This window comes from Chitinophaga sp. Ak27 (assembly GCF_012726295.1).
Lineage (GTDB): Bacteria > Bacteroidota > Bacteroidia > Chitinophagales > Chitinophagaceae > Chitinophaga.
Genome location: NZ_JABAOB010000011.1, coordinates 115,638 through 132,239, shown reverse-complemented (window position 1 = coordinate 132,239; position 16,602 = coordinate 115,638). Strand labels below are relative to the sequence as shown.

The 16,602-nt window shown below is 48.1% G+C and carries 16 protein-coding genes; 8 read left to right on the top strand and 8 right to left on the bottom strand.

Translation table 11 applies throughout. The annotated features are described in order from the left end of the window. Positions 1-7: 7 nt before the first annotated feature. The gene (locus tag HGH90_RS28445) at positions 8-1,501 is read left to right on the top strand and encodes a RagB/SusD family nutrient uptake outer membrane protein (protein WP_169192471.1); all 1,494 of its coding nucleotides are present in this window, start codon (positions 8-10) and stop codon (positions 1,499-1,501) included. A 57-nt stretch (positions 1,502-1,558) separates the two neighbouring features. On the opposite strand, the gene HGH90_RS28440 is transcribed toward HGH90_RS28445, so the two are convergent. Continuing rightward, entirely contained in the window at positions 1,559-2,122 is a 564-nt protein-coding gene (locus HGH90_RS28440; RefSeq protein ID WP_168765336.1) for a methyltransferase family protein, read from the bottom strand. Positions 2,123-2,216: 94 nt separating this feature from the next. On the opposite strand from HGH90_RS28440, the gene trxA reads away from it, so the two are divergent. After that, positions 2,217-2,513: a thioredoxin gene (gene trxA / locus HGH90_RS28435; protein ID WP_168765335.1), complete on the top strand. Its 297-nt coding sequence runs from the start codon at positions 2,217-2,219 to the stop codon at positions 2,511-2,513. 6 nt (positions 2,514-2,519) lie between these two features. Here the strand turns inward: trxA and HGH90_RS28430 are convergent, their stop codons facing one another. From HGH90_RS28430 to fbaA, 4 genes are all read right to left on the bottom strand, one after another. Beyond that, positions 2,520-3,671, bottom strand: a complete 1,152-nt coding sequence (locus tag HGH90_RS28430; RefSeq protein ID WP_169192470.1) for a hypothetical protein — start codon at positions 3,669-3,671, stop codon at positions 2,520-2,522. 39 nt (positions 3,672-3,710) lie between these two features. Further along, positions 3,711-4,148: an SsrA-binding protein SmpB gene (smpB, locus tag HGH90_RS28425; RefSeq protein ID WP_168765333.1), complete on the bottom strand. Its 438-nt coding sequence runs from the start codon at positions 4,146-4,148 to the stop codon at positions 3,711-3,713. A 61-nt stretch (positions 4,149-4,209) separates the two neighbouring features. Next, the gene (gene accD / locus HGH90_RS28420) at positions 4,210-5,058 is read right to left on the bottom strand and encodes an acetyl-CoA carboxylase, carboxyltransferase subunit beta (RefSeq protein ID WP_169192469.1); all 849 of its coding nucleotides are present in this window, start codon (positions 5,056-5,058) and stop codon (positions 4,210-4,212) included. Between the two features lie 207 nt (positions 5,059-5,265). Next, complete coding sequence (fbaA, locus tag HGH90_RS28415) at positions 5,266-6,333, bottom strand: class II fructose-bisphosphate aldolase (RefSeq protein ID WP_168765331.1); 1,068 nt, start codon at positions 6,331-6,333, stop codon at positions 5,266-5,268. 137 nt (positions 6,334-6,470) lie between these two features. Here fbaA and HGH90_RS28410 point away from each other — a divergent pair, with 137 nt between their 5' ends. Further along, positions 6,471-7,283: an alpha/beta fold hydrolase gene (locus HGH90_RS28410; RefSeq protein ID WP_169192468.1), complete on the top strand. Its 813-nt coding sequence runs from the start codon at positions 6,471-6,473 to the stop codon at positions 7,281-7,283. Here HGH90_RS28410 and HGH90_RS28405 read toward each other — a convergent pair. From HGH90_RS28405 to HGH90_RS28395, 3 genes are all read right to left on the bottom strand, one after another. Continuing rightward, positions 7,280-7,720, bottom strand: coding sequence for a ubiquinol-cytochrome c reductase iron-sulfur subunit (locus tag HGH90_RS28405; protein WP_168765329.1), 441 nt, complete (start codon positions 7,718-7,720; stop codon positions 7,280-7,282). The genes HGH90_RS28410 and HGH90_RS28405 overlap by 4 nt on opposite strands. Positions 7,721-7,783: 63 nt before the next feature. Next, on the bottom strand, positions 7,784-8,569 hold the full coding sequence (locus HGH90_RS28400) for a helical backbone metal receptor (protein WP_169192467.1): 786 nt from the start codon (positions 8,567-8,569) through the stop codon (positions 7,784-7,786). A gap of 77 nt (positions 8,570-8,646) precedes the next feature. Then, the gene (locus tag HGH90_RS28395) at positions 8,647-10,005 is read right to left on the bottom strand and encodes a pyridoxal-phosphate dependent enzyme (RefSeq protein WP_168765327.1); all 1,359 of its coding nucleotides are present in this window, start codon (positions 10,003-10,005) and stop codon (positions 8,647-8,649) included. Positions 10,006-10,115: 110 nt separating this feature from the next. Here HGH90_RS28395 and bioD point away from each other — a divergent pair, with 110 nt between their 5' ends. The 5 genes from bioD to HGH90_RS28365 are packed head-to-tail and all read left to right on the top strand — an operon-like array spanning position 10,116 to position 16,554. Further along, the gene (gene bioD, locus HGH90_RS28390; RefSeq protein ID WP_168765326.1) at positions 10,116-10,760 is read left to right on the top strand and encodes a dethiobiotin synthase; all 645 of its coding nucleotides are present in this window, start codon (positions 10,116-10,118) and stop codon (positions 10,758-10,760) included. After that, a complete protein-coding gene (locus tag HGH90_RS28385; protein ID WP_169192466.1) occupies positions 10,757-11,329 on the top strand; it encodes a 5-formyltetrahydrofolate cyclo-ligase in 573 nt (190 codons plus the stop codon). The genes bioD and HGH90_RS28385 overlap by 4 nt, the downstream gene beginning before the upstream one ends. A gap of 6 nt (positions 11,330-11,335) precedes the next feature. Beyond that, complete coding sequence (gene lpxK / locus HGH90_RS28380) at positions 11,336-12,406, top strand: tetraacyldisaccharide 4'-kinase (RefSeq protein ID WP_169192465.1); 1,071 nt, start codon at positions 11,336-11,338, stop codon at positions 12,404-12,406. A 15-nt stretch (positions 12,407-12,421) separates the two neighbouring features. Further along, on the top strand, positions 12,422-15,562 hold the full coding sequence (gene rnr / locus HGH90_RS31690) for a ribonuclease R (RefSeq protein WP_211172698.1): 3,141 nt from the start codon (positions 12,422-12,424) through the stop codon (positions 15,560-15,562). Positions 15,563-15,582: 20 nt separating this feature from the next. After that, positions 15,583-16,554 carry a polyprenyl synthetase family protein gene (locus HGH90_RS28365; RefSeq protein WP_169192464.1) on the top strand — a complete coding sequence of 324 codons (972 nt, stop codon included), beginning with the start codon at positions 15,583-15,585 and terminating at the stop codon, positions 16,552-16,554. The last annotated feature ends 48 nt before the right edge of the window (positions 16,555-16,602 follow it).

The following is a 16,602-nucleotide window of genomic DNA, read 5'->3' as shown; positions in this document are numbered from 1 at the left end:
TCAAGCTATGAACAAGAAATTATTACTGATCATATTCGCAGCATTGGCATTCAGTGCCTGCAAAAAAGATTTCCTGGATACCAAGCCTACCAATGCGGTACCTGACGACCAGGTATTCAGTACGGCCGACAATGTAGAAACCGTATTGAATGGTACCTGGTCTTATATGTTTGAGGAGTTTTTTACTTACGCGGTGCCCGGCTATAAATCCATCAATCTCACCAGCGATGCTATGGGCAGCGATGTAGCGGTAATTTCGTCTTACGGATTTAGTGCGGCCTACGGTTATACGGAAATGAACGACAATACCAAGAACCGCGTAAGCGCTTACTGGACTATCTTGTATAAGGTAATCGACAACTGCAATAACATTATCGCGCGGGTAGATAATGCCACTGGAGATGACAGCAAAAAACAACGACTCAAAGGCCAGGCATATGCGCTGCGCGCCAACTGTTACCTGACCCTGGCTTCCTTTTACCAATTTAATAGAACCGGTACTGAAAAAGCAGTGCCCATTTACACCGCTCCATCTGGCCCCACTTCCGTTGGGAAGCCTAAAGCCACTGTCGGGGAAGTATATAAACTGGTGATAGATGATCTACAAAAGGCGTTGCCGCTGCTGAAAGATTACCAGCGCAGTGGTACCCAAAAATGGAAAATTGATGCCAGCGTAGCGAATGGTTTGCTGGCCCGCGCTTACTTATACAACCGCCAGTGGAACGAAGCCATTACCAGTGCCGTAGCGGCGCGTAACGGTTATCCGCTGATGTCGGGCGACGAGTATAACAAGGGATTCAGCGATATCAGCAATGGCGAATGGATCTGGGGACATGCACAAACGCCTAATCAGAGTAATGCCAGCTATAACTTCCATTTCCTGGATGTGTCTACGCCGGCGTCTTACTACCAGAGTTTCATGGCCGATCCTTATTTCAAAAATTTCTTTGATAGCGCAGATGTGCGTTTCCGTTTGTTTGACTGGGATACGCTCCCCGACCAGGAAGGCTTCCTGCGGTATAAAAAATTCCGCTTCAGGGATCCGGGTGCTTTGATTGGCGACCTGGTACTGATGCGCTCCGCTGAAATGTACCTGATCGAAGCAGAAGCCTATGCACAGAGTGGTAATACCGGCAAGGCAGCAGCAGCACTGAACGTATTGAGAGATGCCCGTAGCGCCACCCACTACACCGGTAACGGCAGTCACCTATTGGATACCATCCTGGTAGAAAGAAGGAAAGAATTATGGGGAGAAGGATTTTCACTCTCTGATATTATTCGTACAGGCGGTACCGTGGTCAGAAAGCCATTTTTGTCGTACAATGGGCAAGACAGTATTATCCGGGTGCCGAGGGGAGATGGGTCTTTTGTGGAAGTAGCAGGACAAGGGCATCAAACGCTGAAACAGCCAGATGGCACGGCTTTCACGCCCTACAGTAATTTTTATTTGTTCGCCATACCGATAACGGAAGTACAGAATAATCCGAATCTTAATAACTAATGCTAAAAATCCCTCACGCCAAAAGCGTGGGGGATTTTCTTATTAAATTAGTTATTGTTAGTAGATCCACGGCACCAGGCGCTTGGTGCGTTTCATATAGTTAATATACGTTTCTCCAAATTGCGTAGTCAGCATTTTCTCTTCCACATTTATCCGGTGAATGAACGCGGCCAGTACCGGGACAAACGCTACAGCCAGCGCCAGCCAGTTATTGAGCGACAACCCAAATCCCAGGAAGGAGAGCAGGGAACCGGTGTAGGCGGGATGCCGTAATATGCTGTACAATCCATCTGTTTTTAGGGCATGATCTTTTCGGATGGTGACCACTACGGTGAATAATCTTCCCAATTGCTGGATAGCTGCGAAGCGGAGTATCATACCCAGCAGTATAACGGTTAGGCCTATACGCGTCATAAGCGGACCAGGCACCATTATATACCGCGTTTTATAAGCGAGAAAAACAGCGAGGTTCAGAAATATGATGATCACCAGCCATATATACGCCAGGCTACCTTTATCCTGCTTTTTTTTGTCTGTTTGGGCGCCGCCGCGTAAGATCCTGTGCAAAAGAATTTCAGAAAGAAACCAGGCGAGGTAGATGATAGAAGAAACAAGGTCCATATAGAGAAATAAGCGATATTGTATATCTAATATATATTATATTTTAGGATCTTCAAAAAGTACGTAATTTGGCATTGGAATTAAATTGTGTGCCATGGAAAATTTACAAGCCATCCTGCAATCCACCACTCCTGTGTTAATTGATTGTTTTGCGACCTGGTGCGGCCCCTGTCAGATGGTGCCGCCGATTTTGAAAGAGGTTAAAGACAAAATGGGCGATCAATTACGAATCGTAAAAATAGACATCGATAAGAATCAGCAGCTGGCAGCGCAATGGCAGATTAGCAGTGTGCCAACCTTACTGCTATTCAAGGCTGGACGGTTGATCTGGCGCCAGAGCGGGGTAGTGCCTGCCCATCAGTTAATTCCTATCCTGAAACAAAAGATATAATTCCCTTTAAAGGCTGTTATAAAAACTTTGCAGGTCCCTGGCCAGCACGTCATAAATCGGGCGGGTAAATTCCATGAACAGGTCTGCCGGCGGCGGCGGCGGTACATCCCGTCCACCCATGAGCTTACGGTCTTCATCACTCAGCGCTCTTTCATCCCCCCGGAAAGTACCAAATTGATTCACCCAGGTATAATTGCCTGGAATGCGGTCAGTACGCAGTACCTGGCCGTTGTTGGTATTGGTAATGCGGTAGTCCAGCAGTCCTTTCGATACCACCGTCTTTTTAGTAATGTACAAGGTAGCCTTTACAGTTTGGTATAAGTTGATAGTATTGCCGCTGGTATCTTTTGTGGTGCCGGTTACAATTTCCTTTGATACATCCCGCTGGATACGGTCAACAAAGGTTTGTCCCACTATAAAATCAAAAAAGCGCAGTTCGATGTACTCATCCGGGCGAAGGTTTTCGCTGTGGGCTATCCGTTCATCGTAAAACTGTACAAAGCGGTTGATATTACGTTGCTGCAGGTTCCTCACGAGGTAATCGCGGAACTGGTCGGCGCTGAACTGGTAGTAGGGGGAACGGACTTCAATCTGGCTCACCACCACGTTTACAACGCCGAGTTGGAAGGCTTCGTCCATGCGCTGTTTAGTATCTCGGTAGTTGGGGATCAGTTTGAGGGCGGCGCCAAATTCTTCATACGCCTGACGGGCGCTGGCTTTGTCGCCACGATTCAATAACTCCGTACCGCGATCATACCGTATTTCGGCAGCGTTTTCCTGGGCGCCCGTAATGGCGTCGCGGTAATCCTTCGGTTGTACCAATTTCAAAGCAGCGGGAGAGCTGTGGATGCTATTATATAGGTTTTGAAGCACCCTATACTCATTCCTGACACTTTCCCATTTGAGTTGATTATTGGAGCGTAGCCATTCGTTTACCCGGTCTTCACCCGATTGTAAGGCCTGATGGTAAGCCTCCGGAAGCAACCGCGTGGCAGTGGCATCCTGTGGTTTGCGCTGCAATTTTTTTACAAATGCGAGCACTGCTTCATTGTAACGGCCTTTGTTGTAAAGCTTTTCACCTGATTTGCAGGAGAGGAGTAGGGTATAGGCAAGGAGGGCAACTATACAGCATAACTGCCTGCAGGATAATTTTTTCAAGGGGGTAGTTTTAAATGGACTTGTTTACCAGCTTGATTTTTATTTGAATTGTCGTCTTAATTCTCTATCAGCTTCCCTGGCTTTGATGGTATCCCGTTTATCGTGCACTTTTTTACCTTTACCAAGTCCTATCTCCAGTTTAGCGAGACTTTTGTCGGTGATAAACATGCGCAGGGGTACAATAGTATAGCCACGTTCTTTGATCTTATTTTCCAGCTTTCTCAGTTCCCGCTTGGTTAGTAACAGCTTGCGTTCCCTCAAAGGGTCGTGATTGGAGGAAGTACCGTGGGAGTATTCTGCAATATGCAGGCTTTTTACATACAATTCTCCTTTGGAGAAGTAGCAGAACGAATCATTAAAACTCACCTTACCGGCACGTATAGATTTAATTTCAGTACCCAGCAACACCATCCCGGCAATAAATTTATCTTCTATTGCGTATTCAAAATATGCCGATCTATTCTTTAATTCTGCCATTATTCGTTTTTTAGCGATTTAACAGCCGGCTTCCTATGATAGGAGGCCGGCTGCCAAATGCTTAATTTTTGAAGATGGTCAGCAGGCTGGCCAGCTTCGTCTTCAATTCTTTTCTATCCATGATGAAATCCAGGAATCCATGTTCCAGCAGAAACTCTGCACTCTGGAAGCCGGCAGGTAAATCTTTTTTAATGGTTTCCTTAATAATCCTTGGACCGGCAAAACCAATGAGTGCGCCTGGTTCAGCTATGTTCAGGTCGCCCAGCATAGCATAGGAGGCGGTCACACCACCTGTGGTAGGGTCGGTCATCAGGGATATATAAGGCAGCCTTGCATCCGCCAACTGGGTCAGTTTAGCAGATGTTTTAGCCATTTGCATCAGGGAAAATGCACTTTCCATCATGCGGGCGCCGCCTGACTTGGAAATAATCATCAGCGGCATTTTATGAAGAATACAGTGGTCAATGGAGCGGGCTATCTTTTCACCTACCACGGAACCCATAGAGCCTCCAATGAAATTAAAGTCCATACAGGCTACTACCAGGTCGTTCCCCAATACTTTACCAGCCCCCACTGTCATCGCATCTTTCAGACCGGATTTCTTTTGGGCATCCTTCAACCTGTCGCCATAAGGCTTCAAATCCTTGAAACCCAGGAAGTCCGTTGGGTAAATATTAGGAAACAGTTCCTCGAACTGATTGTTATCAAAAATGATCTCAAAATACTCCGCAGAGTTGATACGGTTATGATAATTACACTTATCACAAACATAGAAATGCTCCTTCAGATCCTTAACAGTGGTGGTTTTCTTACAGTTAGGACACTTATGCCACAATCCATCCGGTGCTTCCTTCTTTTCACTGGTGGTGGTGGAAATGCCTTGTTTAATTCGCTTAAACCAGCTTGACATATTTTGCTATTAGATTAGAAAATAGTGGTGCAAGATACGAATTATCGTATAAAGCCAAAAACATAGCTAGAAAAAGCTTAAAGCATAAAAGCCGAAAAGCAAAAAGCTATTGTAGCGAAGATGACAATATATTGTATTAAAACATATATTGTCGCTTTCATCTCCGCTACAATAGCTTTTTGCTTATCCTTTTTGCTTTAAGCTCTTTTACGCGTTTCTGTTGATGCAGTTCAGGTCTCTGAACGCTTCTTCGAGGCGTTTTACAAAGGTTTCTTCACCTTTGCGCAGCCATACGCGTGGATCGTAGTATTTTTTATTGGGTTTGTCAGCACCTTCCGGGTTACCCAGCTGTGCCTGCAGGTAATCTTTCTTTGCTTCATAGAAATCATGTACACCTTCCCAGAATGCCCATTGCATATCGGTATCGATGTTCATTTTAATGACGCCATAACCGAGGGCTTCGGTGATCTGGTGTTTTGGAGATCCGCTACCACCATGGAATACATAGTACACTGGCTTAGCGGCGGTTTTAAATTTCTCCTGGATAAATTCCTGGCTGTTGTGCAGGATCACGGGGCGGAGCTCTACGTTACCCGGAGAATATACGCCATGTACGTTACCGAAAGCGGCAGCTACCGTGAAACGGGGACCTACTTTAGATAAGATTTCGTACGCATAAGCTACTTCTTCAGGTTGCGTATATAATTTAGCGTTATCTACACCGGAATTATCAACGCCATCTTCTTCACCACCAGTTACGCCCAGCTCAATTTCGATAGACATACCCAGTTTGTTCATTCTCTCGAAATATTTATGAGAAATTTCGATGTTCTCAGCAATAGGTTCTTCAGACAGGTCCAGCATATGAGAGCTGTACAGTGGCTGACCGGTTTGTTTGAAATGCGCTTCACCCGCGTCCAGCAAGCCATCGATCCATGGCAGCCATTTCTTGGCAGCGTGGTCAGTGTGCAATACTACAGGTACGCCATAATATTTAGCTACTTCATGTACGTGTTTAGCACCGGAGATACCACCTGAAATATTCGCCTGCAGCTTGTCATTCGGCATACCTTTACCGGCAAAAAATTGTGCACCACCGTTAGAAAACTGTATAATCACCGGTGAATTTACCTTAGCAGCTGTTTCCAGTACCGCATTCACGGAGTTAGTTCCCACAACATTCACGGCAGGCATAGCAAATCCGTTGTTTTTGGCATCGTTATACAGCGCATCCAGCTCTTCGCCGAATAATACGCCAGCTCTGTACTTTCCCATACTCTGATATGTGTTTTATTTTTTAGGAAAGCAAATATAAGGAGTTAAATAGAAGATTTATAGCGAAAAGTAAGCGCTTATGTATTAAATCTACCAACAGAAAAATGTATTTTCCCCCTTTCTTAACCCGGTTCCATATGAAAAAATACCTGGTCCTGTTACTGTTATTATGGCTGAAGATGCCCGTTGCGCAGGCTTTTACGTCCGAAGTAGCCGACTCTCTCCTGTATTACACTTCTTTTGACGGTACCCATATTCATTACTCGGTAAAAGGAAGCGGTAAACCGGTAATATTAATACACGGCTTTATTGTAGACGGCGAATCCTGGAAAAGAACCGCCTTATATGACTCTTTGCTCTTGCATGGGTTTCGCGTTATAACACTGGATATGAGAGGTAATGGCGCCTCAGGTCATCCGCAGGACAGTACAGCCTACCTGCACGATGCAGAGGCGAAGGATGTGATGGAGCTGGCCAGCCAGTTGGGACTCCAGCATTACCAGGTAGTGGGATATTCCCGTGGATCCATTATCACCGCACGTTTGCTGGTACTGGATAATCGTATATCCAGCGCCGTTATAGGCGGTATGGGAACCGCTTTCACCAATCCAGCCTGGCCCCGCCGCCAGCAATTTTATGAAGCCCTCTCTGGGAAACCTGTACCGGCATTGGCCGCGATGGTGAAAAATGTGCAGAAGGCAGGCCTGGATCAGCGCGCCCTCGCCTGGATGCAGTTTGGCCAGCCTACCACAACACCGCAGGAACTGGCCAAAGTACAGCAACCAGTATTGGTTATTGGAGGAGATAAAGATGAAGATAATGACACTGGCGGATCACTCGCCGCTATGATGCCAGCAGGTATGCATGGAACAGTTACCGGCGATCATAATTCCGTAGTACGTAGCGCCGCATTTGCTGCATGGGTACTGGATTTCCTCCAAAATCACTAGCTGACGGTCAGCACATTTCCATCAACTTTTACGGTGAAGGCAGACAATGCCGCCGTAGCAGGACCTGTATTCACGGCACCGGTAGTAGTATATCTGCTACCATGGCCACAAGGCGCATTACACTCAATTAACTTGGAGCTGGTGTTGTAGGTAGCTACGGTACACCCCTGGTGCGTACAGGTGCTGGACAGCGCGGTGAAGGCCGATGCCGTATTACCGCTGCCTGTACGGATCAGGATAACGCCATTGGAGATTTTAAAATCGCCTACATTAGGCAGGTCGCTGGCCAGATTGAGCGTGAGTTTTGCATTGCCGCCCGCCGGAGGCGTAGGAGTGGGGTTGTCATTGCTGCCGCCTTTACTGCAGGCTGCCAATCCCGCTGTGCAAGCCAGTGCCAGCGTTAGTCCGAGGTTGGAAACAAAATCTCTTCTTTCCATAAATGTGCGTTTTTTGTTGATCTATTCACTGTTTACGCAAATGAAAAGAAGAAGGTTGCCTCGTTATATGGAAGGATGCAGCAAAGATTGGAAATAAGCCGGCGACTCCAGTAAACGGCTGCCATACCAGGAAAACATTTCTCCGTCCACCAACTGCACCTGTGCCTCCGGCAGCATGGTCTGCAATTCAGCAATATGTTTTTCCTTAAAAGGATAGGGCTCCGAAGATAGTAATACCCGCCGGCATCCGCTATGGAAGAGCTCTTCCGCAGTCACCGACGGATAACGGGGCCGGGACCCGAACACATTCTGCAACCCGCAGGCACGCAGCATTTCATGAATAAAGGTGTCGCCTCCGGCTACCATCCATGGTTCCCGCCAGATAAAGTAGGCAGTGGGCTCCGGTTCAGCGAGCGGCTGCAGCGCGCTAAAGCCCGCCTGTATACGGGTGCAGATGTCAGTTGCCGCCGACTGCCGGCCAGTAATTGCTCCTATGCCGGATATCATCTCAACAGCATCATCCAATGTTTGTATATTGCTTACCCATACCGGGTAATGTTCCATTAATGCAGTTACATCAGCCGCTGTATTTTCCTCTTTGTTGGCAATGATCAGGTCCGGATTCAGCGACCGGATAATATCAGGATGTATATTTTTGGTGCCGCCTACCCGCGTTTTTTCGCGAAACCACGTAGACGGGCGCACGCAGAATTTGGTGATGCCCACCACTTCTTTTTCAAGCCCCAGGGACCAGAGTAATTCAGTTTGTGAAGGCACCAGCGAAATAATCCGCTGTGGCGGATGAGCAAGTGTTATTTGTCTGTCTAACTGATCAGTGAAAGTAAGCATAAAGCAAAAAGCGAAAAGCAGAAAGCAGAAAGTAATGCAGCCAGCAAGACATAATAGCTTTTTGCTTTCAGCCCGTTCTAACGGCCCAGGGCCTGGATAATGTCGTATTTCGTTACAATATGGTAGTTGCCGCTGTCGTCTTTGGTGAGCACAGCGCCATTTTCCCGGTTAATGTATACCGACAGTTTTTCTATCGGCGTATCTTGTCCCACCAACGGGAAAGAAGCTTGCATCACCTGTTGTATGGCGGCATCTTTAAGATTGGCGTCATCGATCAGGCGGTTGAATAAACCACTTTCAGAAATGGAACCTACTATTTCGCTGTCCTTTACCACCGGGATATGTTCAATATCAAATTTCTTCATGCGGGCAATCGCTTCGCTTACTTTTTCGTCTGTGCCAATTGTGACCAGCGGCTGATTGCGACGGCCATTGACCACATCTTTTACTGTTTTAACATCGAGGAAGCCCCGTTCCATCATCCATTGGTCGTTGTATATTTTCCCTACATAACGGCTGCCATGATCATGGAAAATAACTACTACTACGTCGGTAGGTTTGAGAGAAGCTTTTAGCTGTAAAAGCCCCTGTATCGCTGATCCTGCGGAATAGCCCACAAAGATGCCTTCTTCCTTGGTGATGCGGCGCGCCATCACGGCAGCATCTTTATCCGTTACTTTTTCGAACTTGTCGATGACGGTCATATCATAATTCTCCGGCACAAAATCTTCTCCTATCCCTTCCGTGATATAAGGGTATACCTCATTCATATCTATTTCACCGGTTTCAAAATATTTTTTCAGCAGGGAACCATAGCTGTCAATGGCCCATACCTGTATATCCGGATTTTTTTCTTTCAGGTATTTTCCGGTGCCTGTAACGGTGCCACCGGTGCCGGTAGCCACCACCAGGTGGGTGATCTTTCCTTCTGTTTGCTCCCAGATCTCCGGACCGGTTTGCTCGTAGTGGGCGTCCCGGTTCGCCAGATTGTCGTATTGATTTACATAAAAAGAGTTAGGTACTTCCGTGGCCAGCCTCTTGGATACGGAATAGTAGGAGCGCGGATCTTCAGGCTCCACATTGGTAGGACATACAATTACTTCGGCGCCCACAGCCTTGAGGATGTCTACCTTTTCCTTGGATTGTTTATCGGTAGTGGTGAAAATACATTTATAGCCCCTCACAATGGCGGCGAGGGCCAGGCCCATACCGGTATTACCGGAAGTGCCCTCAATCAGGGTGCCGCCGGGTTTCAGCAGTCCTTTCTGTTCGGCTACGTCTACCATTTTTACCGCCATCCGGTCTTTAATAGAGTTGCCCGGGTTAAAAAACTCCACTTTGGCCAGCACGGTGCAGGGGAGAGTGGCCGTAACGCGATGCAGCCGGATCATCGGGGTATTTCCTATCGTTTCGAGTATGTTATCACAATATTTCATAAAAATGAGGTTGTACGTTTACGAAAATACGGAATTGGGTCGATACCGCCCGGTCGCTTTAGGATTGGTTTCCGGCGCTACTTTATACATTCTCCCTATATTTGCTGTCGATGAGTGAACGCATATTTATTACCGGTATAGGAACCGGCGTGGGAAAAACGATCAGCGCAGCCTGTGTAACCGAAGCGTTACAGGCCGATTACTGGAAGCCCGTACAAACAGGGTTGCTGGAAGGAACAGATACGGATACTGTCGGCAGCCTGCTATCCAATAACGTGTCAGTTTGTCACCCGGAGGCCTGGCTACTGAAGGCGCCCGCCTCTCCGCACCTGGCAGCCCGGCTGGAAAATAAAAATATTGATATCAACCGCATCGTGGCTTTGTCGAAACAATACCAGCCCCTGGACCGGGCGTTGGTCATGGAAGGCGCGGGGGGCCTGCTGGTACCTATTAACGAAACGCTATCGACCCTCGACCTGATCCTGGCCCTGGGTGCGAAAGTGCTGGTGGTGGCACAGAATTACCTTGGTAGCATTAACCATGCGATGCTTACTGCGAGGGTGCTGCAACATACAGGCGTACCTGTTATTGGATGGGTGTTTAACGGCGATTATCACACCAATGAAGATGATATTGTACGCTGGAGCGGCTATCCCAAGATAGGGCGTATCCCACAGGCTAATCCTGTAGATAAGGCATTTGTACAACAACAGGCACAGTTGTTGTCTGCCTCGCTGCATACTTTAATGGCATGACCACTAAAAAGGATATACGAAAACATTTCCTGGAGCTACGGCTCAATATGGACGATAATACGGCCCTGGACCTGAACGGGCGGCTGCTGAACCGTTGCCGGCAGCTGGACTACGGCCGTTTCCGGATGGCGCACGTTTTCCTGCCTATTTCAGAAAAAAAAGAAGCCGATACCTGGCCGCTGGTAAAATGGTTGCGGGATGAATACCCCGGCCTGCAGTGGGCGCTTTCCCGGTCGGATATGAAAACAGGCGACATGATTCATTATCTCTGGAAAACCAATACCATCCTCATCAAAAACCAGTTTGGTATTCCCGAACCCGAGCATGGGGAGGAAGTACAACCGGCTGATATAGACCTCATCTTCGTACCTTTACTGGCCTTCGACCGGAAAGGGCAGCGGGTTGGATACGGCAAAGGCATGTACGACCGCTTCCTGCAGCAATGCCCGACGGCGTACACGGTGGGGCTATCCCTGTTTGAACCCGTACCCGCCATCCAGGACGTAGATCCCTGGGATATTCCCCTGCAAACAGTGGTGACCCCGGATCATATTTATCAATTTAAATAAACAACAGTGCTCAGATACCTGAATTTTCTTTTATATCCCTTTTCCCTGCTCTATGGCCTGGTGATGTGGATCCGCAACCGCCTTTATGATAAAGGACTGCTGACTGCCGTGGAATTTGACCTGCCGGTAATTGCCGCCGGCAACCTTTCCGTAGGAGGGACAGGTAAAACACCGCATGTGGAATATATGATCCGCCTGCTGAAAGACCATCTCAACGTAGCAACCCTAAGCCGGGGGTATAACCGCCGTACCAGCGGCTACCTCCTGGCCGATGAACATAGCACCGCCGAAGATATCGGGGATGAACCGATGCAGTTCCATGATAAATTCCCCGATATCAAAGTCTGCGTCGGAGAAGAAAGGATGCTGGCTATTCCCCAGTTGCTGGGCGATGAACCCAACACCCAGGTGATATTGCTCGACGATGCCTTCCAGCACCGCTCCATTAAGCCAGGCATGAATATCATGATCACCGACTATAGCCGCCTGTTTACCCGCGATCATGTAGTGCCATTCGGCCGCCTGAGAGAGGGCCGGGCCGGTTATCACCGCGCCAACTGCATCATCGTATCCAAGTGTCCGCCGGATATGAGCCTGGCAGAAAAAGCCGCCCTGGAAAAAGAAATTAACCCTTTGCCTCATCAGCGGCTCTTTTTCACTACCTTGCAGTACGGCGCCCTGTCCGATATGGTTACCCATCAACCGGTGGAAATTCCCCCATCAGCAACTGTATTGCTGGCTTGTGGTATAGCAAGGCCCGAACCATTGCTCAATGAACTGAAACGGCGTTATGACCAGGTTTACCTCCTGTCCTTTCCCGATCACTATTATTATACAGAAAAAGATATCGCAAAAATCAAAAAAGAATGCAGCGACTTGCCAGGTACCGAAAAGATTGTCATCACCACCGAAAAGGATGCAGTGAGGCTACACCTGCTGAAAAAGGAGCTGGCAGAACAAAACCTCCGCATGGCTGTTATTCCTGTGGAAGTATCCTTCCTCTTCGGAGAGGCAGAATTATTTAATAACTTTATTTTTGACTACATAAGCCGGCATCTGCCAGCTCCTGGTCAATGATAACTTACGACTAACATGAGTAGAAAAAAGAAAAATAAAAAAGGGAACCACCACCATCCCCCCCAAAATATCCAGAAGAAATCCTTTAAAGGCATTGTGGAAGTAACAAAGTCAGGAATGGCTTTTGTGATCGTGGAAGGCCTGACCAAAGACATCATGGTGAAGCAGAAAAACCTGCATACCGCCCTCGACAGGGATGAAGTACTGGTAGATGTATTGACGCAAGACCGTAACAACGGCGCCCGCATGGAAGGCATTGTAACGGATATCCTTAAACGAAATAAAACTGAATTTACCGGCACCCTCCAGGTCAGCAAAAGCTTTGGCTTCCTGATCCCGGAAAAGGGATTGTTTATGCCGGATATCTATATTCCCGCCAATTCCCTCGGAACCGCTAAAAGCGGGGACAAAGCCGTGGTGAAAATAGTGGCCTGGGGCGAAAAATCCCGTAAACCGGTAGGTGAAATCATAGAAATACTCGACGCAACCAACACCAATGACCTGGCGATGAAGGAAATCCTCATCGAAGCAGGCTTCCCGCTCAACTTCCCCAAAGAAGTCATGGCCGAGTTAGACCATCTCCAGGAGAATATAACGGAAACGGAAGTACGCAATCGAAAGGATATCCGCAAATTCCTCACTATGACTATCGACCCAGTGGATGCAAAGGACTTTGACGACGCCATTTCCCTTCGCCTGCTGAAAAACGGGCTGTATGAGGTGGGCGTACACATCGCTGATGTAAGTCATTATGTATTGCCCGGAACAGAACTTGACAAGGAGGCCGATAAACGCGCCACCTCAGTATACCTGCCAGACAGGGTACTGCCGATGTTGCCCGAAAAGATATCCAATGAACTTTGCTCCCTGCGCCCGCATGAAGATAAACTTACTTTCTCGGCCATGTTCCAGATGACCGACAAAGGAGAAATAAAACAACACTGGATTGGGCGGACAGTCATTCATTCCGACCATCGCTTTACCTATGAAGAGGTACAGGATATTATAGAAACAAAAGAAGGTCTTTACCGGAACGAGGTACTGCTGCTGAACAGGATTGCCCAAAATCTCCGTGCACAGCGCTTTGAGAAGGGAGCTATCAACTTCTCTTCCCAGGAAGTACGCTTTAAACTGGATGAAACAGGTAAGCCCGTTGGGATTGTGGTCAAAGAAAGTAAGGAGGCCCACCAGCTGATCGAAGAGTTTATGCTGCTGGCCAATAAAACTATTGCAGCCTTTGTAGCAAAACTGAGAATTAATAAACAACCTATTCCTTTTCCATACCGCGTACACGATACGCCGGATCCTGAAAAACTGAAAACTTTTGCCCTGTTTGCAGGTAAGTTTGGTTATAAGTTTGATCTCAGCGGTCCGGAAACCATTGCAGAGTCATTCAATAATATGCTGGCCCGGGTAAAAGGCCGGCCGGAACAGCCGGTGCTGGAAACCCTGGGTATCCGTACCATGGCCAAAGCTATTTATACGATAGATAACATAGGCCACTATGGCCTCGGCTTTGAAGATTACTGCCACTTTACCTCACCTATACGTCGCTACCCCGACGTACTGGTACACCGTGTACTGGCAGAATGCCTGGCCAATAGCGTACGCCCGGATAAACAAATGGAGCAGAAATGCAAACACAGCTCAGAGATGGAACGCAAGGCAATGGAAGCGGAAAGAGCCGGCAACAAATATAAACAGGTAGAATATATGCAGCAGTTCATCGGTCACACCTTTGAAGGCGTGATCAGTGGCGTGGCGCATTTCGGCTTCTGGGTGGAAACCATGGATACCAAATGCGAAGGGCTAATTAGTATTCATAACCTCAACAGGCGGGAAGATTTTCAGTACAACGAAGGAGAATACGCGCTGGTGGGACAACGCACCGGTCGCAAGTTTCGTATAGGCGAGAAGGTAAGTATCCGGGTGGTAGCGGCCAACCTGGCCAAACGCCAGCTGGACTACGACCTGGAAGATGAACTCACCGGCACAGCTGTACCTGCTGCTCCTGGTGCATTTCAACCCAAGCGCCGGGATGATCAACGCAAGGAACAACGTCGCGATGAACGTAAACGGAAAAAGGAGAAGTTCCGTGCCGACAAACAGCGTAAGCCCTGGGAACATACACCCGCGCTCAAAACACATGAAGCGCCACGCATTGAGCCAGAGCCAGTGCCAGTGGTAGACCAGGTAGTGGCAGAAACCCATGTGGTGCCTGTTGCGCCTGTAGCTGAACCGGTTACTTCTGCCGTGTCTCAGCCTGCCGCGTCTGAAAAGAAAGCGAAGAAAAAGAAAGAACAAAAGCCTGTTACTGTAACAACTGCGCCAGCGCCGGTAGCCACTCCAGCGCCTGCAAAACCTGCTACGCCGGCGCCTGTTAAAGAGGCGGCTATCAGCAAGGAAGAAGTAAAAGTGCCGGTGAAGAAAGCTACTGATAAAGTAGCCGCTAAGCCAGCCAGCAAAACATCAGCAAAGTCAGCGGCTGAACCTGCTCCGGCAGCAAAATCACCAGTTAAGAAGGGGGGGGCTGCACCTGCCGGGAAAGCTGCTGTAGCCAAAGCGCCTGCGAAGAAACCTGTGGTAGCTAAGGCACCTGCTAAGAAAGCAACGGTAAAGGTACCTGCTAAACCAGCTAAGAAAGCCGCGGTAGCTAAGACGCCTGCTAAAAAAGCAACGGTAAAAGTACCTGCTAAACCAGCTAAGAAAGCCGCGGTAGCTAAGACGCCTGCTAAAAAAGTAGTGGCCAAAGTGGCTGCTAAACCAGCTAAGAAAGCTGCTGTAACGAAAGCACCTGCAAAGAAAGCAGTGGCCAAAGTGGCTGCTAAACCGGCTAAGAAAGCTGCTGTAACGAAAGCGCCTGCAAAGAAAGCAGTGGCCAAAGGGGCTGCTAAACCAGCTAAGAAAGCGGCTGTAACGAAGGCGCCTGCAAAGAAAGCAGTGGCCAAAGTGGCTGCTAAACCAGCTAAGAAAGCGGCTGTAACGAAGGCGCCTGCAAAGAAAGCAGTGGCAAAAGTGGCTGCTAAACCGGCTAAGAAAGCTGCTGTAACGAAAGCGCCTGCAAAGAAAGCAGTGGCCAAAGTGGCTGCTAAACCAGCTAAGAAAGCAACGGCTAAACCTGCTAATAAAAAAACAACGAAGAAAAAGAGTAAATAATAAAACCCGAGCCACGAGTGATGCAGTCATTTCAAGATTTAATAGCGCAGTTTAGTCAACATTTTAATCAGCAACAATTTCCGGCGCAACCCCGGAAATTGTATGACGCGGCCTCTCATATTTTGGGGATAGGTGGTAAAAGAATCCGGCCGGTATTGTGTTTGATGGGAAATGAGTTGTTTGATACCCTGCGCCCGGACGCCTTGGAGGTTGGGAGTGCCATTGAGCTTTTCCATAATTTTACCCTGCTGCATGATGATATCATGGATAAGGCGCCCCTCCGTCGCGGTAAGCCAACCGTTCATACGGTATATGGCGATTCTGCCGCTATCCTGGCGGGGGATGTGATGCTGATCAATGTATACGAACGCCTGAATAAGGTGCAGGCCCATTACAAACAGAAGATCATCAGCGTTTTTAACAAAGCGGCTATTGAAGTGTGTGAAGGCCAGCAGTTGGACATGGATTTCGAAACTATGGATCCGGAAGCCGTGCAATATGATGACTATGTAAATATGATTGGCCTTAAAACCTCGGTATTGCTGGCTGCCAGCCTGCAGCTGGGCGCTATCATCGGTGGCGCGGGAGAGGGCAATCAGCAACACCTGTATAACTTCGGTAAAAATGTAGGGATTGCTTTCCAGATCCAGGACGACTACTTGGATGCTTTCGGAGACCCGGAAAAATTTGGAAAACAACAGGGAGGCGATATCCTGGTGAATAAAAAAACGTTCCTGTTACTGAAGGCTTTTGAACTGTGCAACGCGGCGCAAAAAGCTGAACTGATCCGGTTAATGGAAGCATCGCCGGCAAACAAGGTAGAAAGGGTGTTGGAACTGTTCCGCGCCTGCAAGGTAGATGAGTGGGCCGAAAAGGAAAAGGAACGCTTTACCCGGCTGGCCTTCCAAAGCCTCGACCATATCGCGGTACTGTCGTCCCGTAAGGCACCGCTGATGGATCTGGCCAACTACCTGTTAAACCGCCAGCAATAAGTTTTGTATTTAAATTCGCGTTATATTCGCGCTTGTCTTATTCAGGAT

What these genes read in the sequence shown, in the direction of transcription:
- HGH90_RS28445 (WP_169192471.1), top strand. Translation starts at nt 8, where the DNA reads ATGAACAAGAAATTATTACTGATCATATTCGCAGCATTGGCATTCAGT.
- HGH90_RS28440 (WP_168765336.1), bottom strand. Translation starts at nt 2,122, where the DNA reads ATGGACCTTGTTTCTTCTATCATCTACCTCGCCTGGTTTCTTTCTGAA.
- trxA (WP_168765335.1), top strand. Translation starts at nt 2,217, where the DNA reads ATGGAAAATTTACAAGCCATCCTGCAATCCACCACTCCTGTGTTAATT.
- smpB (WP_168765333.1), bottom strand. Translation starts at nt 4,148, where the DNA reads ATGGCAGAATTAAAGAATAGATCGGCATATTTTGAATACGCAATAGAA.
- accD (WP_169192469.1), bottom strand. Translation starts at nt 5,058, where the DNA reads ATGTCAAGCTGGTTTAAGCGAATTAAACAAGGCATTTCCACCACCACC.
- fbaA (WP_168765331.1), bottom strand. Translation starts at nt 6,333, where the DNA reads ATGGGAAAGTACAGAGCTGGCGTATTATTCGGCGAAGAGCTGGATGCG.
- HGH90_RS28410 (WP_169192468.1), top strand. Translation starts at nt 6,471, where the DNA reads ATGAAAAAATACCTGGTCCTGTTACTGTTATTATGGCTGAAGATGCCC.
- HGH90_RS28405 (WP_168765329.1), bottom strand. Translation starts at nt 7,720, where the DNA reads ATGGAAAGAAGAGATTTTGTTTCCAACCTCGGACTAACGCTGGCACTG.
- HGH90_RS28400 (WP_169192467.1), bottom strand. Translation starts at nt 8,569, where the DNA reads ATGCTTACTTTCACTGATCAGTTAGACAGACAAATAACACTTGCTCAT.
- HGH90_RS28395 (WP_168765327.1), bottom strand. Translation starts at nt 10,005, where the DNA reads ATGAAATATTGTGATAACATACTCGAAACGATAGGAAATACCCCGATG.
- bioD (WP_168765326.1), top strand. Translation starts at nt 10,116, where the DNA reads ATGAGTGAACGCATATTTATTACCGGTATAGGAACCGGCGTGGGAAAA.
- HGH90_RS28385 (WP_169192466.1), top strand. Translation starts at nt 10,757, where the DNA reads ATGACCACTAAAAAGGATATACGAAAACATTTCCTGGAGCTACGGCTC.
- rnr (WP_211172698.1), top strand. Translation starts at nt 12,422, where the DNA reads ATGAGTAGAAAAAAGAAAAATAAAAAAGGGAACCACCACCATCCCCCC.
- HGH90_RS28365 (WP_169192464.1), top strand. Translation starts at nt 15,583, where the DNA reads ATGCAGTCATTTCAAGATTTAATAGCGCAGTTTAGTCAACATTTTAAT.